Annotated in this window: 16 protein-coding genes, 1 tRNA gene and 1 pseudogene; 12 read left to right on the plus strand and 6 right to left on the minus strand. The window is 42.5% G+C overall.

Features of this window, described 5'->3' with window-relative positions; genetic code table 11:
• Window positions 1-93: 93 nt before the first annotated feature.
• The 3 genes from guaB to cysS form a co-directional block, all read right to left on the minus strand.
• Complete coding sequence (gene guaB / locus B4K26_RS02430; protein WP_296243310.1) at window positions 94-1,566, minus strand: IMP dehydrogenase; 1,473 nt, start codon at window positions 1,564-1,566, stop codon at window positions 94-96.
• A gap of 371 nt (window positions 1,567-1,937) precedes the next feature.
• Window positions 1,938-4,007, minus strand: coding sequence for a mechanosensitive ion channel family protein (locus B4K26_RS02435; protein ID WP_296243311.1), 2,070 nt, complete (start codon window positions 4,005-4,007; stop codon window positions 1,938-1,940).
• Window positions 4,008-4,146: 139 nt separating this feature from the next.
• Window positions 4,147-5,607, minus strand: a complete 1,461-nt coding sequence (gene cysS, locus B4K26_RS02440; protein ID WP_296243312.1) for a cysteine--tRNA ligase — start codon at window positions 5,605-5,607, stop codon at window positions 4,147-4,149.
• Between the two features lie 233 nt (window positions 5,608-5,840).
• On the opposite strand from cysS, the gene B4K26_RS02445 reads away from it, so the two are divergent.
• Complete coding sequence (locus B4K26_RS02445) at window positions 5,841-6,440, plus strand: cob(I)yrinic acid a,c-diamide adenosyltransferase (protein ID WP_296243313.1); 600 nt, start codon at window positions 5,841-5,843, stop codon at window positions 6,438-6,440.
• A 97-nt stretch (window positions 6,441-6,537) separates the two neighbouring features.
• Here the strand turns inward: B4K26_RS02445 and B4K26_RS02450 are convergent, their stop codons facing one another.
• A complete protein-coding gene (locus tag B4K26_RS02450; RefSeq protein ID WP_296243314.1) occupies window positions 6,538-7,563 on the minus strand; it encodes a hypothetical protein in 1,026 nt (341 codons plus the stop codon).
• 352 nt (window positions 7,564-7,915) lie between these two features.
• On the opposite strand from B4K26_RS02450, the gene B4K26_RS02455 reads away from it, so the two are divergent.
• The 9 genes from B4K26_RS02455 (at window position 7,916) to B4K26_RS02495 (ending at window position 18,529) form a co-directional block, all read left to right on the plus strand.
• A complete protein-coding gene (locus B4K26_RS02455; RefSeq protein WP_296243316.1) occupies window positions 7,916-8,644 on the plus strand; it encodes a glycerophosphodiester phosphodiesterase in 729 nt (242 codons plus the stop codon).
• 302 nt (window positions 8,645-8,946) lie between these two features.
• Window positions 8,947-10,344, plus strand: a complete 1,398-nt coding sequence (locus tag B4K26_RS02460; RefSeq protein WP_296243317.1) for an acyl-CoA desaturase — start codon at window positions 8,947-8,949, stop codon at window positions 10,342-10,344.
• Between the two features lie 280 nt (window positions 10,345-10,624).
• Window positions 10,625-12,091, plus strand: a complete 1,467-nt coding sequence (locus tag B4K26_RS02465) for a protein adenylyltransferase SelO (RefSeq protein WP_296243318.1) — start codon at window positions 10,625-10,627, stop codon at window positions 12,089-12,091.
• A gap of 331 nt (window positions 12,092-12,422) precedes the next feature.
• On the plus strand, window positions 12,423-14,744 hold the full coding sequence (locus B4K26_RS02470; protein WP_296243319.1) for an NADP-dependent malic enzyme: 2,322 nt from the start codon (window positions 12,423-12,425) through the stop codon (window positions 14,742-14,744).
• A gap of 154 nt (window positions 14,745-14,898) precedes the next feature.
• Window positions 14,899-16,122 (plus strand): tRNA nucleotidyltransferase, encoded by a 1,224-nt coding sequence (locus tag B4K26_RS02475; protein WP_296243321.1) that lies wholly within the window; start codon window positions 14,899-14,901, stop codon window positions 16,120-16,122.
• A gap of 2 nt (window positions 16,123-16,124) precedes the next feature.
• Window positions 16,125-16,931, plus strand: a complete 807-nt coding sequence (locus B4K26_RS02480; RefSeq protein WP_296243322.1) for a pteridine reductase — start codon at window positions 16,125-16,127, stop codon at window positions 16,929-16,931.
• A 93-nt stretch (window positions 16,932-17,024) separates the two neighbouring features.
• A tRNA-Ile gene (locus tag B4K26_RS02485) sits at window positions 17,025-17,101 on the plus strand.
• 90 nt (window positions 17,102-17,191) lie between these two features.
• Window positions 17,192-18,250 (plus strand): integrase family protein, encoded by a 1,059-nt coding sequence (locus B4K26_RS02490; RefSeq protein WP_296243323.1) that lies wholly within the window; start codon window positions 17,192-17,194, stop codon window positions 18,248-18,250.
• 114 nt (window positions 18,251-18,364) lie between these two features.
• Window positions 18,365-18,529: a hypothetical protein gene (locus tag B4K26_RS02495; protein WP_296243324.1), complete on the plus strand. Its 165-nt coding sequence runs from the start codon at window positions 18,365-18,367 to the stop codon at window positions 18,527-18,529.
• 126 nt (window positions 18,530-18,655) lie between these two features.
• On the opposite strand, the gene B4K26_RS02500 is transcribed toward B4K26_RS02495, so the two are convergent.
• Window positions 18,656-19,156, minus strand: a complete 501-nt coding sequence (locus tag B4K26_RS02500) for a BLUF domain-containing protein (RefSeq protein WP_296243325.1) — start codon at window positions 19,154-19,156, stop codon at window positions 18,656-18,658.
• 408 nt (window positions 19,157-19,564) lie between these two features.
• On the opposite strand from B4K26_RS02500, the pseudogene B4K26_RS12840 reads away from it, so the two are divergent.
• A pseudogene (locus tag B4K26_RS12840) lies at window positions 19,565-19,672 on the plus strand (hypothetical protein); the annotation flags it as partial.
• 20 nt (window positions 19,673-19,692) lie between these two features.
• Here the strand turns inward: B4K26_RS12840 and B4K26_RS02505 are convergent.
• Complete coding sequence (locus tag B4K26_RS02505) at window positions 19,693-20,184, minus strand: DUF333 domain-containing protein (protein ID WP_296243327.1); 492 nt, start codon at window positions 20,182-20,184, stop codon at window positions 19,693-19,695.
• Between the two features lie 643 nt (window positions 20,185-20,827).
• Here B4K26_RS02505 and B4K26_RS02510 point away from each other — a divergent pair.
• On the plus strand, window positions 20,828-21,075 hold a 248-nt coding region (locus tag B4K26_RS02510; RefSeq protein WP_296243329.1), incomplete at its 3' end, for a hypothetical protein.

A 21,075-nucleotide genomic window follows, 5' to 3' on the forward strand; every position in this document is an offset into this window, starting at 1 on the left:
AACAATAACAAAGCATTGTTGACTGTTTGTATCATGATATCACGGCAACGCTACAGAGCCGACAACCTACATATAACTAGCGTTAAAAAATGATTAATCAACGCGATAGTTAGGTGCTTCTTTGGTAATCTGCACATCATGGACATGAGATTCTTTCATTCCCGCTGAAGTCACTTTGACAAACTGCGGCTTAGTGCGCATCTCTTCAATAGTCGCACAACCGGTATAACCCATTGATGAACGTAGGCCACCCATCATCTGATTGACAATGCCAGAAACTGGACCTTTATAAGGTACACGGCCTTCAATACCTTCTGGTACCAGTTTTTCTACCCCATCTTTGGCGTCTTGGAAATAGCGATCTGACGAACCATTTTGGCCTGACATTGCACCCAAGCTACCCATACCGCGATAGGCTTTATAGTAGCGACCTTGGAATAGCTCAACCTCACCCGGCGCTTCTTCGGTACCCGCCATCAATGAGCCAACCATGATGCATGACGCACCTGCAGCAATGGCTTTTGCCATATCGCCTGAATAACGGATACCGCCATCAGCAATCAGTGGAATACTGTCTTGTAGCGCGCTTGCGACACTATCGATTGCCGAGATTTGTGGCATACCGACACCCGCGATAATACGAGTAGTACAGATAGATCCTGGACCGATACCTACTTTTACCGCATCTGCACCAGCATCACGTAATGCTTTAGCAGCATCACCAGTAGCGATATTACCGCCGATAACCTGAACGTTTGGAAAGTGCTTTTTAATCCAAGACACTTTATCAATCACGCCTTTTGAGTGACCATGAGCGGTATCAACAACAATGATATCGACATCGGCGGCAATCAAAGCTTCGACACGTGCTTGGGTATCAGCGCCAGTGCCGACAGCCGCGCCAACGCGCAGGCGACCCTGATCATCTTTACAAGCATTGGGGTTATTTTCTGCTTTAGAGAAATCATTGACCGTAATCAGACCACGTAAACGAAAATCATCATTAATCACAATTACTTTTTCGATACGATGCTCATGAAGAAGTTTTTTGATATTTTCGTTGCTTTCGCCTTCTTTTACGGTGACCAGCTGATCTTTTGGCGTCATGATATGACTGACGGGCAATGACAAATTGGTCTCAAAACGCCAATCACGATGAGTGACGATACCAATGACTTTATCAGTGCCCTTTTCAACCACAGGCACACCCGAAATATTATTATCTTGAGTCAATCTTAATAACTCACCAATGGTCATCTCTGGATGAACCGTAATAGGGTCAACCACCGTCCCCGCTTCGAATTTTTTGACGCGGCGCACCTGCATGGCCTGCTTATCAATATCCATGCTTTTATGTAATATACCCAGTCCACCAAGCTGTGCCATAGTAATGGCCATATCAGACTCAGTGACGGTATCCATCGCAGCAGAAATCATGGGTAAGTTTAACGTGATACTTTTGGTTAGGCGGGTCGTTAAATCAGCAGCTTTTGGTAGGATTTCAGAATAAGCTGGCAATAATAAAACGTCATCAAAAGTTAAGGCTTCATCGACAATTCGCAACATACAGACCCCTAGTGGTGGTTATTTTGATGGGTGGGCAATGCAGTATCAAGTCGATAAATGAACGTTTTGTCAAAATCAGCAAGTTAATATGCAGACTAAAATAAAGCCTTTAGATTGTGAAAAAACCATGAGGAACAAATCCTAAATACTACTATTCGCTCAGCACGTTATCTATTTATCATCGGTAATAAAATGATCGAAGAAGTAGAGTTGCCAATACAGCGCCTCTAAACATCTTAAAATCTGATTACACGACGCTTAATAACTGAATTATCCCTTAAAAATAACGCCATATTATAACAAATAAAGCAAGCGTTCGCATAACATATTTGTCAGCTTATTTTACCAAGATAACACCGTTTTTTTAACTTTTACCTGTTTGAACTTTCATCTGCTTTTACTAGCAAACGTTCTACCGGTAAATAGTCCTTTTGCTCCCTAGATAAATAGCTTAGCATTTTCTCACGCACTTCACACTCGAGCAACCAAGCATTAACTGGGCTATCAGATGCTTGACTACAGCGTAGTTTGATGGTGGTTTCAGTTACCGCTACCGTGTACATTTCAGGCTCGGTATCACTGTCCCAAAGCTCACTCTTTTTTACCAGTTCAATGTATTTTTGCCGTATCGCATCGATGTCTACGCCATAATCGACATACAAATAAATCACTGAGATTTGATGCGACTCGGTATGCGACCAGTTTTCTATAATCTCAGTGACAAAATGACGCATAGGTACAATCAAGCGGCGCTCATCCCATACTTTTAGCACCGCATAGGTATAACCCAAATCCTCAATCGTACACCACTCTTCCTCTATCACTACCGTATCGCCGATACGCACAGGCTGCGTGATTGCAACCTGCATTCCTGCGATGATGTTACCTAAGATAGGCTGCGCGGCAATACCGATGACTGCCCCAGCAATACCTGCCGAGGTCAGTAACGTCTTTCCCAAACCATCAATATTGGTAAATTCGCTCAGTCCTACCCAAATACCGCCCAAAATCATCACAAAAATAAAGATGCGACGAAAGATAGATACATAGGTGCGGCGACGACGCCCTTTATCAAACTGCTCATCGCCTAAGTTTTCTATTTGCAAATCTTTATAACGGTTGGCAAAAAAATTAATCGCCCGAGTGCCAAGCCACATGGTGCTAAACACCAAACCGATCCAAATAATTGGGCGTGTCGATGAGGCAAGCGCATCCAAGTAAGGAAAGCCGCCCGACACCAGGGTGTAAACAGAGGAAAAACTGATGGTAAAAGTTAAAGGCACGGTTAGCTTACTGATCAAGTCTTCCACACCATTATGATGAATAGTGCTGAGGCGGTTGCCTTCTTTATCTAAAACATACCAGTTCAGCAGTTTTCCGGCTGCTTTACTTAATAACCAACCAACACCCATGGTAAAAGAAAAGAACAGGAATAAAGCTAAAAACTCCCAAATGGCAATACCAAAAATCTTTAGTTTGGTCCAACCGGGCAAATAACGTTCAAACTTAGCGGGATGATACTGCTCGTATAGTTTATCGATATTCGCGACCGTCTGCGCCGAAAACACCCAAAATGGCGCACTGTCATCAATGCGAACACGCTCAAGATGTATCGGCACACGGCGATCACGATAAACGATGTAGCCTAGCTGAATTGAACGCCTTGGAATGCCTTGGATACTGTTACTGCTACCAAGCGGCGGTTCAATCAAGCCATCAGGACGATCGGGCAGTTTATCAAATACATACAGCTTTTTTTCCATCAATAAAAAATCAAGTTGTTTGGTAAGCTCCATCGCTCGACTAGGCTGTAACTTTTCATCGATCAAGTTCATATTGAGCGCATAAGCTGCCAAGTCGAACTGCTGCTTCATGACCGCTGACTGAAAAAACTCTAAAGTGGCTAGCGGTGTTGATAAGTTTGGTGGTTCAGATAATGGCGGCAAGCCTGCATTCAGCTTATTTAAAGCATAGTAGCCCTCATTATAATCCCCAGTCAGCCCAGAATCTCCTTGCAGCACCCCTGCTTGCTCTACCGTGGTTTTCTCAAGCGGACTAATCACTTCTTCTGCAATGGTAGAGAGGCTAAGATCCTGTCTTTTAAGCTTATCGATTTTTTGTTCTGCATAATCGACGAGATTCTCTGGTGCGGCATCAGCTTGTTCTTTTGGATTGCCTCGATTAGCAATTGCCTGTTTATCAGCGGCTTTATCCGCCGCATGATCACTACTAGCGGCTTGAGCGGATAGACAAATACTACTCGATACAATAATGAGCACGCTAAGCATAAGTTGTCGAACGCTTAAATGCTTTATAAACCATCCATTACTAGTCATAATACCGTTCGAGTTCTCAAAGCGAAAAAAATCAGCGTCGTCAGTATCGCCCGTGCTCGGCGTTTGGATGTTTTTGACAATTAAAGACTGAGGTGAATGTTTCATACGATAAAGTTCTTGACGGAATATTGAATTTGCATATACGTTTAAGCTAATGCACGGAACAAAAAAAAGCCAGCGTGAAGCTGACTTAATTTATGGGTAAAATGTTAATTGATACAATTGCTTATAAAAAATCTACGATCTAAGCGCGGCGCCAAGTTGTTCCCGTACGGCTGTCTTCAAGCTCAATCCCCGCCTCTTTTAACTGCTCACGTATCTCGTCAGCACGAGCAAAGTTTTTATTAGATTTAGCATCCGCACGTTCGATAATTAGTCCATCAATAGCAGCATCGGTTAAACCGCCCTCTTGTGCCTCACCTACAACCGCTTGTAAAAACTGCTGTACGGGCAGCTGCAATATATTTAATGTCTGTGCCAAAGCTTTTAGCTGCTGTGCCAATTGCCATGCAGAGTCTGCGTTTTCTGCTTTGATAGCTTTATTGATATCACGCGCTAGCCCAAACAGTACGCTAATTGCCGTTGAGCTATTAAAATCATCGTTCATGGCTTTGATAAAATCTTGTCCCGCCTCGCTGTCATAAGCGGTTTTGATTAACTCATCGTCAACGACGAGTGCTTGTCCTTTTTGCTGCTCGGCTGCTTTTAAAGCCTGGTAAAGTCTGCTTAGGCTATTATGCGCTTCATCTAACGCTTTGTCTGAGAAGTTGACTTGGCTGCGATAGTGACTTGATAATAGGAAAAAGCGCACGGTTTCTGGATGGAAATGCTTGATGACATCACGAATGGTAGCAAAGTTACCTAAAGATTTGGACATCTTTTCGCCATCGACATTAATAAAGCCAACATGCATCCAATTACGTGCGTACTCGCAGCCTGTCGCCGCTTCCGACTGAGCTATCTCATTTTCATGATGCGGAAACTGTAAATCATGACCACCGCCATGAATATCAAAGGTATCGCCAAGGCATTTGGTTGACATCGCTGAGCACTCGATATGCCAACCTGGACGCCCTTGACCCCAGGGCGATGACCATTGTGGCTCACTAGGTTTTGCCGCTTTCCAAAGCACAAAGTCAAACGGATTGCGCTTGTCATTTTCGACTTCAACGCGTGAGCCCGCCTGCATATCATCCAAGTTACGCTTGGATAATTTACCATAATCTGGAAAGCTATCGACTGCATAATAGACATCGCCATTATCGCCAGCATAGGCGTAATCATTGCTGACCAAATTACCAATCATCTGCTGCATCTCGTCGATATAATCGGTCGCACGTGGCTCGGCATCCGGCGCTAAGCAGCCAAGTGCTGCGAAATCTTCGTGCATCGCTGTGATAAAACGCTGCGTTAATGCGCCAATCTCTTCGCCGTTTTCGGCTGCGCGGGTAATAATTTTGTCATCAATGTCGGTGATATTCCGTACATAATTGACGTTATAGCCCAATTGCGTCAGCCAGCGTACCACCATATCAAAAGCGACCATCATTCGCGCATGACCGATATGGCAATAATCATAGACCGTCATTCCGCACACATACATGCCGACTTTGCCTGCAACCAGCGGCTTAAATACCTGCTTGCGTCCGTTGAGTGAGTCATAAATGGCAAGCTGAGACATCGCGTCTGCAAGGGTTGTGGTCATAGTAAAAAAGCCTTTTGATAAAAAATATAAGAATGAAACGAACCTATTAATACTGCCCACTTAAACCATAAACACGCCTATTTATAAATGTATTTAACGTGATTATTATGCTAAGGGAAACAGCAATATAAAATTTAACCCATTATCTTAGCGAAAATGCTCGTAAAATACTACAATGAGCGCAAAAGTAAGACTCACAATGACAAAAAACACTGACCGTTAAGGATGCAAATATGGGCAATCGTTTAAGCAAAATATATACACGTACTGGAGATGACGGTACTACAGGTATGGCAGATGGCAGCCGCGTGAGTAAAGCGGACCATCTATTTAGCGTCATGGGTGATGTCGATGAGCTTAACTCACACATCGGCCTCGTAAGGGCGCAACTGTCGCAAATGACAACTGACGCGACTAAAAACGCCGATTTCGCCCAAGCATTAGTGATTATTCAGCACTTGCTATTTAATATTGGTGGCGAGCTTGCTATGCCAGAATATGAAGGCGTTAGTGCCACTCATGTCGATTGGTTAGAGCAGCAGATTGACGTAATGAATAGCACCTTGCCAGCGCTGAAAGACTTTATCTTACCGACAGGCTCAGTGCTGGTCAGTCAACTGCATGTGGCACGTACGGTCTGTCGCCGTGCTGAACGCCAAGCAGTGCTATTGCAACAGCAACGCCCACAAGCAATCCGTCCAACAGCGGTGACCTTTATCAATCGCTTGTCTGACTGGCTATTCGTCGCTGCACGTTTTTGCACCGACCCTGAGCAAGTTTCTGAAGTGCTGTGGGACAGTCAAGTATTACAAAAATTCGCTGATAACGGTTAACTGACTCAGTTAATACAGTATAAAAAAACGCCCGTAAGCTATAAGTTAAAATTATAGTTTGCGGGCGTTTTTGTATTAAAAAATCGAGCTTTAGGGATTAATATGTCGCACTGTCGTCTTCGATAATCACCATATCGATACTGTCATCTTTAGGTACTGATTTAGGCGTGGCTGGAGTCACCGGTGCCGATGCAGAACTGCTAGGTGCTTCGGTAGTTTGGTTATTGCTACTTTGATTGCTACTTTGATTACTGCTTTGACTGTTTTGATTCACAGTGGGCGGCGTAGCAGGTTCAGCCGGGCGCACAGGAGTTACGGGTGCTACTGGTCTTGACTGACGCGTTTGATTTTCGCTATCGTTTTCTGCTGCTTGACGGCGGCGTTCCGATTGTTGGGCTGCGCGCTTAGCATTCTGCTCTTCTAACGCCGATTGAAAGACTGAGCTTGCTACTACTTCTGATACCACGTTAATCAATGCGGGCTGCCCGGCAATACGTGTTCGTACTTGACCGCCTTGAGTGCCGACTACATACGTGAAGGCATCATCGACGAGCATGTTATTGTTAATGCGGATATTGTCGTTGGCCAAACGTGATTGTAAGCTCGGCTGATTGTTAGCCGCTTGCAGTTGGCTGGCTTGATATAAGTCTTCACTTGGCAAGGTCATGCTGACGCTCGCTTGACACGTGGTCATGCCGTTATCGTTCGTAGCTTGTAACACCGCAGCATTTTGCACATCGATGACGATGCCATTGGTTTTACCAGTGATAACGCCACCATTTAAACCAATCTCGGCATCGTTCGCGTAACTTGTCGCTAGTGTTTGTGCTTGTTGATTGAGCGTATTTTTTAAGGCTGATTTGAGGCGATCTTGTACCATTGGATCATCACAGCTCACCGCAGGCGTAATAGCGTTTTCATTAGCGGCAGTTTCTTCGGTTGGCTCTACAGTTTCCGTCGTGTCTTCTTTTTCTGAGCGGTCACAGCCAGCAAGCACCAAACTGCATGCGATACCAATACCAGCAACTTTATACCACTTGCTCAAACTCTTATTTGCTACGCTCATCTTTTTTTTGCTCCAATTTCCAGATTCGTACCGCCACTGACGGACAGTGTTTGACATTCAAAGCCTTACACTCACACCATCACGTTCAAATTGTAACCGTTATCGTGCAAGTTTTGAAAACCACATCATTATACGGTGTTTGTTTTAAATGGTCATCAGTGTAGCCTATTGATATACAAATAACGTCTAACATTGGACACAAAACCTCGCTTTGGTTGCAAAAACGCTACAAATACAGAGGTAAAAAACGGCAGAAGCTTTTAACTTGGCCAATTTTAACTTGCCTTAGCTAATGGATAAATATTCCGTAAGTAAAGAATGTTTAGAAGTAGAGTAAGTAGAAATTGTATTAGACCCAGTTTTGCAGAAACGATATGATGATGGTAAAAATAATTGACAGTTACTTATAATGATAAATCTTAAAAACACACTTTTATTGGGGCATCGCGGCGCGCGTGGTGAAGCGTTAGAAAATACCTTAGCGGGTTTTAAACTTGCCCAAAAACTACAAACCGCTGGTTTAGTAGGGGTTGAATTTGATGTTCAGTTAAGTGCAGATGGGCATTTGGTGGTTTTTCACGATGATAATTTACAACGCTTGTGCGCTCAGCAATCGTGCGTTGACCAGTTAAGTCTTGCTGAGATTGGGCGCCATTTACAATCCGGTCACGCGATTACGCCGTTAGCCTATATAGCATCTGTATTAGAAGGCTTTAGTTATATTGAGCTTGAGATTAAAACGCACGAGCGCACGGATTATAGTAAATTGATTAAAGCGTTAACGCGCGACTTGATTGACAGTCCGCTTGCTCGCCTACCAATAGCGCTGACCAGCTTTGATGTTGAGCTACATGCACGGCTGCAACGCAATCAAACCTTAAAACATCTGCCGCGCGGTTTACTGATTCGTACGCCTGAGACCTTGATAACGGCGCCGCATACTGCCCTGCAACTTGGCTGTGTCCAGTTGGGTATTCACTACCCGCTGCTTGATCAAGCGGTTATCGCCCACTGTCATCGCTATCACTTGCCTGTGAGCGCCTGGACTGTCAATGATAGCGAGATAATTAAACAGCTCATAGCTTGGCAAGTCGACGTCATTATCACCGATTATCCAACTCACCTCCTCACGCGTTAAGTAAGTGAAATTCTCACCTAGCTTTTACTTATTCTTCAAAAAAATTGCTTAGCATTTTATTTAAAAAGCCACCTAATTAATTATCTGAATAGTCATCTAAATATTCTGATGACCTACACATTTATCTTTTTACTTACATTTCTCCTTAACTGCTGATAAGTTAGGAGTTATTTGAGCCGATCTATTCCATAATTCATACAAGTTATTGTTATTTAGCAATATTTTTCTAGTGCATAACTGTTCACTTTATCTTTCTTTTAGGGTAATATGGAGGCTGAAATTAATATCATTAGGAATATTACATGATTGCTAAAAAAGTAATAGGCTTACCACTTAAGGGCTTGCGTTTCGCTATGAAGTCTGGTGATACGCTTATACAGCATGCTGGCACTCAAGCACTGCGCGTGAAGACGTGGCTTGATACTAGCAAAAGCAAAACTGATGAGGCTGCCGATACGCAATTCGCTACGACCAGCGGCTATAAAGATGCGAATGCAGTCGTCAACTACGAGGGTATTGATCCTCTTGAGCTTGAATTTCAAAAATCGCCAATCAACTTGGTTCCAGCGATTTTTTTAATTGCAACGCCGATTGCTGCTGCTGTCATTACGCCATGGTACTTATTGACCCATCAGGTCAGTGCACCAGTTTGGGGTGTATTTGGTGCTTTTATGGTATGGACCGGAATTAGTATTACTGCAGGCTACCATCGCCTACTGTCGCATCGTGCCTATAAAGCGCATCCTTTGGTAAAAAACTTTTTATTACTTGGCTCAACCCTTGCCGTTCAAGGCTCTGCTTTTGACTGGGTCTCAGGCCACCGTACGCATCACCGTCATGTTGATGACCGCATGGAAGATCCTTATTCAGCACAGCGTGGCTTTTGGTTCAGCCATATTGGTTGGATGTTACGTAATTATCCTAGTGGTAAGTTTGATTATAAAAATATTCCTGATTTAACCAAAGATAAAGTGCTACAGATTCAGCATAAATACTATGGTTTATGGGTGTTAGCTACCAACGTCGCCATGGTTGCAGCTGTTGGTTGGTTGGTTGGTGACGTTTGGGGTACCTTAGTATTGGCAGGCCTACTGCGTTTGGTACTGACCCATCACTTTACGTTCTTCATCAACTCGCTATGCCACATGTTTGGTACGCGTCCTTATACTGATACCAATAGCGCACGTGATAACTTTTTCCTTGCTATCTTTACGTGGGGCGAAGGCTATCATAACTATCATCATTTCTTCCAATATGACTATCGTAATGGCGTAAAATGGTGGCAATATGATCCAACTAAATGGTTAATTGTTGGCTTATCTAAACTTGGTCTAACGAGTGACTTGCGTACCGTTGACGACACCACAATTAAGCATGCTGAAGTGCAAATGCAGTTCAAAAAAGCCCAGCAGCAGATTGATAATGCAACCTTAGGTGGTCTTGATATTCCTCATGCGATGAAGAGCTTCCAAGATCGTATCAAGTTTGAATACGAAGCCTTTACACAAACCGTCGAAGAATGGCAAGCATTGAAAGCCAAAACCATCGAGCTTAAAAAGACAGAGTTTGCCGATCGCTTGCATGAAGTTGAAGAGATGCTAAAACATGACTATGCCATGGTTGAGCAAAAAATATTGGCACATAATAGCAATCTAAAAACTGCGTTCCGCTCTATCGGTCAAAGTCCAAAAGCTGCCTAAGCTAAAGCAAATACGTTATCTAACTTTCCTATTGTACGTCTCTCCTGCCCTCTATCTGCAAAGATAGAGGGTTTTTTTTCGGCAACGATTTTGGCGCTACTTATTGGCGTACTTATTATTTTTGCGCGCTTATTATTTTTGCGTCAATTACAAGAGATGGACAGAGTGAAGCGCGGTATTATTAAGGCTATGATATAGTAGGTTTATAAACGTCATCGTCTATTTTTTATCCCTAAATTTCTATATGAAAAATATATAAACCAATATTGGAATGGCACCTATGCGCTATCAAAATTCTTACGTCACATTAGACACTCGCCTCTATCATGAGCAGCAGCCGACGCCACTCGACAATCCTCGCGCCGGTCATTTTAATAGGCAAGTTGCCCAGCAGTTGGGCTGGCTTGAGGATGAAGACTTGATGGCGCGTTGGGTGGAAATATTAGGTGGTCAGTACGTACCAGCTGAATTTCAACCCTTATCGATGGCGTATGCTGGTCATCAGTTTGGGCAATGGGCGGGACAATTAGGAGATGGTCGCGGCTTACTCATGGCGCAAGTGTTGGACAATAACAATAAATTGCAAGATTTGCATCTCAAAGGTATCGGTCTGACGCCTTACTCACGAATGGGGGATGGGCGTGCGGTGTTACGCAGTACCATCCGCGAGTATTTATGTGGTCATGCGCTAACGCAGCTTGGCATTCCTTCGTCTAATGCCTTGGGATTTGTAGTTTCTGATACCAAAGTTCGTCGTGAGCGCATCGAAACTGGAGCGGCCTTAATGCGCGTCGCTGACAGTCACATTCGCCTTGGTCATGTTGAGTGGATTGCTAGCTATGCGCCCGACTTGCTTGGCGAATTTACCGATTATATGATTGATACTTACTATCCAGAGTGCCGCAATAGCGAAACGCCAGTCTTAGCATTTTTACAAGCAGTGGTTGAGCGTACCGCGCGCATGATTGCCGATTGGCAACTGATTGGCTTTGCCCATGGGGTGATGAATACAGATAATTTATCGATAACGGGCAGTACGCTAGACTTTGGGCCGTTTGGATTTATGGAGCGTTTCAATCCTGCTTGGATTAACAATCACTCTGACCATACTGGACGTTATGCGTATCAAAACCAGCCTGCTATTGGGCATTGGAACCTCAATATTTGGCTACCCCACTTTATGCGCTTGGACGGTGTGACGCGCGACACCTTGGCTGATTGCCTGGCACCGTACGAAGCCACCTTTATGCAGCATTATCAGCAGGGATTGTGCCGTAAACTAGGATTACCGCATACCAAAGAGAGTTTGAGTCTGGCTTTTGACTGGTTAAGTTTGTTAGAAGATAATTTACTCGACTATACCAATAGTTTCCGCGCATTATTAGGATTAGTAGCGCCAAACGAGCATCCGTATGAAGAGCAGCTGCTCACAATAATGACTACTGAGTTTAATAACGAGGCGAAACAAGTTTGGCAAGAGTGGTCAAGGCGTTATTTGGCGCAATTACAGCCGTTAGCTCGTGAACAATCTCTTGATGAAATGCGCACCAATAATCCGGTTTATATATTACGTAATAGTATGGCGCAGCGCGTTATCACAGCGGCGGAACAAGGTCAATTTGATGAATTAAATCGGGTCTTTGACTTACTTACTAACCCTTACAACGTCCAAGACATCGCCACTGAGCTTGATACCACACCTCCTGCTCCCCATGCGCCGCAAATGCCGATTAGTTGCTCCTCTTAATGATTCAGTCTTATGTAATATTTTGAAACATAATGCAATTATGAGTTGATATTGAGTCGCATTTTTTGCCATTATCAACCAGCGAAATAATGGATATCATTTTATTATATCATTCTCGCAATTGGGCTGAGTTGACTAGGCAGTGAAATGCCAATAGTGCTAGAATAATGTTTCTTGCAAGATTGCTGTTTTTACGCTGATGTCTAGTCGCCCATCACGACCTTTTTAGTATAAATGTGCCCTCTTTCTCGTATTTTATGATTTTGAGGCGTAGACGTTAGTTTTTATCACCATTTACTTTATTCCAATTATTCCAACCATGGCAATTATTATGAATGACGATATCACTTTGAATACGGACACCCCTACTACGGAAAAAGAGCAGTTTGAACAAGCTGCCTTGCATTACCATGAGTTCCCACGCCCCGGTAAAATCTCAGTTACGCCTATTAAGCAATTGGCCAACCAGCGTGATTTGGCACTTGCCTATTCGCCAGGAGTTGCGATACCGTGTCTTGAAATTCAAAGAGATCCAGCGTTAGCAGCTAAATATACCGCTCGTAGCAACTTGGTCGGTGTGATCACTAACGGTACTGCTGTCCTTGGCTTAGGAAATATTGGACCATTGGCATCGAAGCCTGTGATGGAAGGTAAAGGGGTTCTATTTAAAAAGTTCGCTGGTATCGATGTTTTTGATATTGAAATTGCCCAAAACGACCCAGACAAATTTATCGAAGCCGTTGCCTCTCTTGAGCCTACCTTTGGCGGAATTAACTTAGAAGATATCAAAGCCCCTGAATGTTTCAAAATCGAGCGTGAATTGCGTGAACGTATGAATATTCCGGTATTCCACGATGACCAACATGGTACGTCAATCATTGTTGCAGCGGCAATGCTAAACGCGCTACTTATCACTGGTAAAAAAATCGAAGAGATTAAAGTGGTCTGTTCGGGCGCGGGCGCAGCGGCTATTTCTTGCTTAGATATCATTTGTGCGCTTGGTGTTGATAAAAATAACATCTTGGTATCAGATTCACGCGGAATTATTACCACCAGCCGTGAAAATCTTGATGAAACCAAGCAGCGCTATGCCCGTGACACCACAGCATCTACCATCGAAGAAGTGATGGACGATGTCGATATGTTCCTAGGCCTATCTATGCCTGGCACATTGACCGAAGATATGGTTCGCCGAATGGCAAAAGACCCTATCGTTTTTGCTCTTGCCAACCCAACGCCTGAAATCATGCCAGAATTGGCGCACGCCGTACGCCCAGACGTCATCATGGCAACGGGTCGCTCCGATTATCCAAACCAAGTAAACAATGCGCTGTGCTTCCCGTATATCTTCCGGGGTGCGCTTGATGTTGGCGCAACCACCGTTAACGAAGAGATGAAAATCGCTTGCGTAAAAGCAATCGCGGCTATGGCGCATGTTGAAGCGACGCCGATGAACAATGTGAAAAACGTTGAGAGCACGCCAAGCTTTGGCCGTGATTACCTTATCCCAGGCCCTCTTGAGCCAAACCTAATCATCGAAATCGCCTCTGCGGTTGCCAAAGCAGCGATGGATTCGGGTGTGGCCACCTTGCCTATCTCAGATATGAAAGCCTATCGTCAACGCTTGTCTGAGTTTGTTTATAACTCAGCGTTTGTCATGAAGCCTATCTTTGCGCGTGCCAAAGCCGATCCTAAGCGTATTGTTTACTGTGAAGGTGAAGACCGCAACGTCTTACTTGCGGTACAAGTGGTCGTCGACGAGCAGTTGGCGCATCCGATCTTGGTTGGTCGTCCTGCCATTATCGAAAAGAACATTGAAAAGTTAGCGCTACGCCTAAAAGATGGCGAGAATATCACCATTGTTAATCAAGACGATGATCCACGTTATAAGGACTACTGGCAGGGCTACTACGAGAAAAACAAACGTAATGGCGTCAGTATCGAGCTTGCGCGCCGAGATGTCCGCCGCAAAACTTCTTTAATCGGTGCCCTACTGGTTGAAAATGGTGACGCTGATGGGATGATTTGTGGCACATTCAGCTACTATCATCTCCATTTAAAATACGTCAGCAGAGTTATCGACAAAAAAGAAGGGGTCAGCGATTTTTATGCCATGAATGCTGTTCTTATGCAAGATCGTAATATCTTTATTGCCGACACTTATAATCATGAAGACCCAACTGCTGAGCAATTGGCAGAAATGACGGTTTTAGCTGCTGAACAATTATGCCGCTTTAACATTACGCCGCGTGTGGCCTTGGTTTCGCATTCAAATTTTGGTACCTCAGACCGCGAAAGTGCGGTAAAAATGCGTAAGGTGTATGAGCTACTGACAGAAATGAATGTCGACTTTGACTTCGACGGTGAGATGCAAGGCGATGCTGCCCTTGATGAGCATATTCGTGCCAATGACTTACCATCGAGCAACTTAAAAGGGTCAGCAAACTTGCTTATCTTGCCAACGCTTGATTCAGCAAATATTGCTTTCAACCTGTTAAAAACAGCGACTGGTAGTGCATCTATTGGACCTATCTTGCTAGGTGCAAGTAAACCTGTTCACATCCTAACTCCTTCTGCAACGGCGCGCCGTGTGGTGAATATGACAGCGCTTGCAGTTACTGAAGCTCAAGACTTAGAAAGTGAGCAGCAGTAGCCTAAAACATAAAACCATAATACTAAGACCGTCTTCTATCATTTATTTATAGAAGCCGTCTGCTATACTAAAACCAGTCAATGCTCATGAGCGTTGACTGGTTTTTTTTGGCAAAGCCATCTCATAAATACTAAATAATGACAAAGAGACTTTTATGCAAGTATATCTCGTTGGCGGCGCCGTCCGTGACCAATTATTAGGGCGTCCTATCAAAGACAAGGACTTTGTTGTCGTTGGCGCCACGGTTGTAGATATGTTGGATGCAGGCTTTCAACAAGTGGGCGCAGACTTTCCGGTATTCTTACATCCTGTTAGCCGTGAAGAATATGCCTTAGCACGTACTGAGCGTAAGCAAGGTTTAGGTTATCAAGGCTTTAGCGTACATGCGAGTCCCGATGTGACGCTGCGTGAAGACTTGCAGCGTCGCGATTTGACCATCAATGCTATGGCCATTGAAGTTAAAAGCTTGACCGATGATACGCTGATAAGTGGCGACGTGATTGATTATTACGGTGGACTAGCTGACATTAAAAGTAAAACCTTGCGTCATGTCTCAAGCGCTTTTAGTGAAGACCCATTACGTGTGCTACGAACCGCCCGCTTTTATGGACGTTATTTTGATCTGGGCTTTAGCATTGCTGATGAAACTTTGCGATTAATGCGCGAATTGGTGGCCTCAGGAGAGCTTGCACATTTAAGTAGTGAGCGCATTTGGCAAGAATCGAGCCGAGCCATGATGCAAGTGTCACCGCAGGTATATTGGCAGCAGCTATTTGAGCTTGGTGCGCTGACAGAGTGTTTTGCGCCCTTACATCATGCTTGGAACAATGGCAAAATAAGAGAGGCTGTACAAACGGCATTGTATTTTGCCGGTCAAATGCAATTAAACTTATCGCAGCGCTGGGCGTTATTAATGGCAAGTTTAGATACCGATTTATTTGCGCTAAAGTCTACAGATTTAAATTCCAATAACATAACCTATGCTGTTAAAGGTATTAATGGGATAGGAAACAGTGCAAAGGTGCCAAAAGCGCATTCTCAGTTTGCCACTTTATTCGTGCAGCAATCAGAAAACCTTAGCAGCATAGATAAACTTAGCGCCGCTGAGAGAATCGACCTTATCCAAGCCTGTGGCGCCCATAAGGCACCCGATAAACTCTCACAGCTATTGGTCATTAGCCATGTCTTACAGCTAGCCATACAACACCGTCAAATGATGCTCGCGCTGAATAGCTTTCATGCAGTCGGCATGAATGATATTTCCCTAGACCTTAAAGGTCCAGCAATTGGCGAAGCATTACGTCAACGCAGAATTGAGCATTTACAAATGCAAAATAATGCTTCAAAAGTTTCTATATCATCTGAAAATGCTGTTTAATTATGAATCAAACCAGCAAGCCTTCTCAGCCAATTAATAATCCTGCTCCAGTGATGCTTGTAACGGGTGGCGCTAAGCGTATTGGCGCTGCTATTGTTCGCGCGGCTCATGATCAAGGCTACCGCGTCATTGTCCATTGTCATCATAGTAAGCAAGAAGCCATTGCCCTAGCCGATGCGCTAAATAATGCTCGTCCTGATAGTGCGGTCGTTGTTCCGGCAGATTTGACGGTCGTTGACAATAGCGAGGTGTTACATGAGTTCACTCAGAATATTATGCAAGCATTTGGACAACTTGACGTTTTAGTACATAACGCTTCACGCTTTTATCCGAGCCCCCTTGGCAGTATTAATCACGCTCAGTGGGATGAGTTGTTTTTGACCAATGCCAAAGCGCCCTTATTAATAAGCCAAGCGTTATATCCTTATCTACGGTCGCAGCGAGGCTGTATTATTAGCCTACTTGATATCCATGCGCATAATAAACCTTTTAAGAATTATGCCATTTACAATATGGCAAAGGCGGCGCATCGTATGATGGTGCAATCTTTAGCGCTAGATATGGCGCCAGATGTACGCGTCAACGGTGTTGCTCCTGGCGTGAATATCTTACCTGAAACAGATAGCGACCAAGCGCTTGATCCGCAGCAACAAAAAAGCATTATCGATACTATCCCTATGCAGCGGATAGGCAATCCTGCTGAGATTGCCCATAGTGTACTTTATCTTGCCCAAGCCAGTTATGTGACGGGTGAAATAATCGCTGTTGATGGAGGTCGCAGCCTGACCTTGGCTGGCGGTCAGGCTTGATAAAAGGTAGCGCTACGTGAAAATATCTTGATTAGTTCCTATCTTTTACTTGAAAATCTAGAAAAATCAGGTATCATTGTGCCTCTAACGTTAGGGCCCATAGCTCAGTTGGTTAGAGCAGAGGACTCATAATCCTTTGGTCGTAGGTTCAAGTCCTACTGGGCCCACCATATTTAAACCCTTATAAACCACGGTTTATAAGGGTTTTTTATTGTCTGCTATTTTTGGTTGGCTTGTCTTAGTGTACGATAAACATCCATATGGGCACTTTGTGGGCACTTCTTAAAACCTTGCTTATCGGCTATTATATCCAAGTAAATCAAAGAAATAGGCAGACTAAAATGGCACGGGTTAAACTCACCAAACGCTTTATAGATGGGCTTGAATACTCGGAGAAAGCAGACATTTACCAAGATGAATTGGTGAATGGCTTTGCTGTGCGTACCAACAAGACAAATAAAAGTTATATGATTAGCAAAAGAATCAATGGCAAGATGATTCGTAAGTCGATTGGTGATTGCTCGGTCATGACGTTACAGGATGCACGAGAACAAGCAATGTCGTTGATATCAGATTTAATGCAAGGCAAAGATCCATTTAATGATGATATGAAAGACGTGGTTGTGCCGACGCTTGGTGAGGCGTATGAATATTACATCTCTCATAAGCCCGGACTCAAGCAATCAACCATTGCCACATACAATCGGCAGATACCAGGTAAGCTGGCAGAGTGGCTAGATAGATCGATGAACGAGATCATGCAAAGCAATGTGACTGAAAAACACTTGGAGTTAACCAAGCTCAGCCCCTCACAAGCCAATGCTACTTTTCGTGCACTCAATGCGGTGTGGAATTTTTCACGCCTAAGCTTTTTAGACAAGTCTGAATCCCCTATCATCAAGCCAAGTCCTATTGAGATATTAACAGCTAAGAAGCTTTGGAACACGGTCAAGCCTCGCACTACATATCTCAGTGAGGACACAATGGGTAATTATGTGCGTGTGCTGTTAGATTTTAAGAGTGAAGATTTTCACACTATGCAACCACATAGTAATAATGCACGTGACATCATGCTGTTGTTTTTGTGCACTGGCATACGTGCCAGCGAAGGCTATTCACTAAGATGGGATTATATTGATTTAAAGCACGGTACCATGACAATTCATGAAACTAAAAATGGTGATACTTTGCATGTGCCACTAGGTAAGGTAATGTGCGCCATGCTTGCTCATCGATACCAATACCGGATGGATGAACCGTGGTTATTCCCGTCTCGTCTAAAAGAGTGCGACGGGAACCTGACTGATATATCAAAGTAGTACAAAAACATTGGTGACGCTGCAGGTATTCATATCACACCACATGATCTACGTCGGACATTCTCTACTATTGGTGATATTCTCAACCTAAACATATCAGTCATTAAGCGGTTGATGAATCATAGAACCTCAAAAGCGTCTGACGATGTGACGCTACAATACATCCAAGTCAGCCAAAAAAGATTACGCGCTGCAATGAATGATATTGAGGTATTTATCTTTAACGAGGCTGGCATGACGCAAGACGAAGTGATTAAAAGGTTGTATAAAGACTACTAACACTTATCATTATTTTTAACTTATATATGCTACAGAAATAGTAACGAGAGAATCTCCAAAAAATTGTAGCTACCTTCCAAAGCGGTCTAGTAGTCTCAGAAATCTATTAAAAAAATTAATAACTCACTATTCGCTTATATTATCGTTTTCAGACTCGCTGGATTCCTGTACTTCAAAGATATCTTGAATCAAGCCTGTAATTTGATTTTTTGTCATTAGATAAGGATTAAACTCAGAACCTGAAGAAAAATTTTTCTTTATATATTCTTCATCTTGAACACTTGGCGTTAAATACTTGATTAAAAAACCATTCCATCTACGATCCTCTATTTCTTCTACATCAACAACATGAAGTGAGAAATTCGTATATTGATTAATTAAAATTTCCAAAACTTTATTAATTACAGGTCTTGATCCTTCAATATTTTGAACGAAATAACTGTCGTTAATTACAAGTGCCGAGGTAATAGCGATTTTTGCGTTAGTTCTCCGCCAATACTCAAGAGTACGAGCTAATAATATTCCATTATCTTCACTTGCATTCTTACAAATATAAGTTAGGCTCATAAGAACATGTTCACCGTCTCGCTTATTCACTTCTAAGGCATAATCTATTGCTCTATACATTTAAAATCCAATTGATAAAATTTAATCTAATTTAAGATACTACTTAAGGCAATGTTTAATCAGTATTGTTTCTGTTTCATAATTTCTTATTCACTTACACCAACGTCTGAAATGATATATTAAATGATAACTATTCAAAATTTTCAAATGCTTAACTTATTAGATTAGTTATAACAAATCACAATCTTAACAAATAAAAAAACTCTCCCACACAGTGTGACCTAAATTCTAAGTTTTTGATAATATTTGTTGGCAAGTGGATTTTAATGATTACTATAAAAGAGTATGCCTGTCGCCTCAGGAATATATAGGCTTGATAAAGAAATAGAAGTATCGATAAATTAATTACTGCTAAACAAAAACCGCTCTTGACTTAATGATGAGCGGTTTTTTAATCTAGGCAATGAAGGCTTCGTCAGTAAAGAACCTGTAGAAGTGGTCGATAATGAGAAAGCAAAACTGGCTGAGCTAGAAGGGCAGCTCACCGCGATGACGGCGCAGGTAAAGGCGTTGTAATTCAAAAGTAGATATCTATATTATAAGTTGGTTGTAAGGTGTACAGTATTGTCTCTTTCCACGCTTATAACACTAGGATTGTGTTCGATTTTTTCTTTGATTGTATCAATATTTTTAGTATCAAATGATGCAGCAAAACTATTAAAGCTATTATAATCATAAACTATTTTCCCATTTAGAGCAGTAATAGCTTGCAAAGCCATGTCCTTTTCATTTGGTTTATAACTAATAATTAGGATAGAAGTATCCGTAGAGGTTTGGATAGTTCTACCTTGACGATAGAAATCCCATTCATTAACCATAGTGCCATTTGGTAAACGACAGTAACCTATTTCTGCCCCTTTGCTGTCTTTTTTAATCAAAGATTGTCCACCTTGATCAATACAATAGACACTTGCAGGATTTGCCTTACCAATAGGTTTATCATTTACTCTATCAGTCATAGTTTGGCAACTAGATATCAACATTGTAATACTTACTAAACTTAAAAATGGCATTACTTTATTTTTCATAGATTTTATTCCTGCTTCTGTTAGATAAATCCAAAAAAGATCTATTCATTTTTTTATTAGATAATGAGGAACTATTTCTGACAATGTATAGTCCATCCTAAATGAAAAAGACACACCTGTTATCATGCGCGACTGAAACAAATTTCTTTTGCTTACTGTGCCTTCGCAGACTGAGGCTGCGCAAAATTTATCTCAGTAGCGCTGTACTTATTTTATAGTGGATTAACTATAGCATCAATCACACCTTGATCAGAACTATTGCTCTCAAAAATTTGCATGCTTTTAACGACTTCAAAAAATAAGTTGATTTACATATTTCAAGAAAATTTAAAATATGTATGTAGGTATATACCGGCAATTGATAGGTAAACCATAATCGTTTATAGTCAGTAAAAATTAATCGAGTGATAACATGAGTCTCAAAAATATAATGTTGACGATGATTGCATGGTTTTTTGGAATACTTTTTCTCATAGCCGGACTAGGAGCTATATCTTCTGAAGGATTTTTGACGGGATTAGTGTTCATAATAGGGAGTATTTTGTTATTGCCGCCTATTAAGCGTATTTTAATAAATAAAGTTCCCAAACTTAGTAGAGGTAAATTAACTCTGTTAGGGTCTGTGATTATATTTGGTACACTAATGACAGTCTCTCCCTCTGAAGAACCAGTTGAGATAAGCGAGTCGGCAACTAATATCGATAATACGTCTAAAACTGTTGCTGAATCAGTAGTTGAGACTAAATCCGAACCACCTCCTACTGAAGATATTCTGTTAGTTGAAAGCAATAGCCCTGCTGAAGATAACAATATAGATAACCCTTTCGGTGATACCAATAGTACGCCAATAGCATTAATGGAGAAACCGAAGCCTGAGCCTGAGCCTGAGCC

The organism is Psychrobacter sp. UBA6766 (assembly GCF_002453355.1).
Classification (GTDB): domain Bacteria; phylum Pseudomonadota; class Gammaproteobacteria; order Pseudomonadales; family Moraxellaceae; genus Psychrobacter.

Bases quoted from the DNA above. Each gene is read 5' to 3' on its own strand.
- guaB (WP_296243310.1), bottom strand. From the start codon at position 1,566: ATGTTGCGAATTGTCGATGAAGCCTTAACTTTTGATGACGTTTTATTA.
- B4K26_RS02435 (WP_296243311.1), bottom strand. From the start codon at position 4,007: ATGAAACATTCACCTCAGTCTTTAATTGTCAAAAACATCCAAACGCCG.
- cysS (WP_296243312.1), bottom strand. From the start codon at position 5,607: ATGACCACAACCCTTGCAGACGCGATGTCTCAGCTTGCCATTTATGAC.
- B4K26_RS02445 (WP_296243313.1), top strand. From the start codon at position 5,841: ATGGGCAATCGTTTAAGCAAAATATATACACGTACTGGAGATGACGGT.
- B4K26_RS02450 (WP_296243314.1), bottom strand. From the start codon at position 7,563: ATGTCAAACACTGTCCGTCAGTGGCGGTACGAATCTGGAAATTGGAGC.
- B4K26_RS02455 (WP_296243316.1), top strand. From the start codon at position 7,916: ATGATAAATCTTAAAAACACACTTTTATTGGGGCATCGCGGCGCGCGT.
- B4K26_RS02460 (WP_296243317.1), top strand. From the start codon at position 8,947: ATGATTGCTAAAAAAGTAATAGGCTTACCACTTAAGGGCTTGCGTTTC.
- B4K26_RS02465 (WP_296243318.1), top strand. From the start codon at position 10,625: ATGCGCTATCAAAATTCTTACGTCACATTAGACACTCGCCTCTATCAT.
- B4K26_RS02470 (WP_296243319.1), top strand. From the start codon at position 12,423: ATGAATGACGATATCACTTTGAATACGGACACCCCTACTACGGAAAAA.
- B4K26_RS02475 (WP_296243321.1), top strand. From the start codon at position 14,899: ATGCAAGTATATCTCGTTGGCGGCGCCGTCCGTGACCAATTATTAGGG.
- B4K26_RS02480 (WP_296243322.1), top strand. From the start codon at position 16,125: ATGAATCAAACCAGCAAGCCTTCTCAGCCAATTAATAATCCTGCTCCA.
- B4K26_RS02490 (WP_296243323.1), top strand. From the start codon at position 17,192: ATGGGCACTTTGTGGGCACTTCTTAAAACCTTGCTTATCGGCTATTAT.
- B4K26_RS02495 (WP_296243324.1), top strand. From the start codon at position 18,365: ATGAATCATAGAACCTCAAAAGCGTCTGACGATGTGACGCTACAATAC.
- B4K26_RS02500 (WP_296243325.1), bottom strand. From the start codon at position 19,156: ATGTATAGAGCAATAGATTATGCCTTAGAAGTGAATAAGCGAGACGGT.
- B4K26_RS02505 (WP_296243327.1), bottom strand. From the start codon at position 20,184: ATGAAAAATAAAGTAATGCCATTTTTAAGTTTAGTAAGTATTACAATG.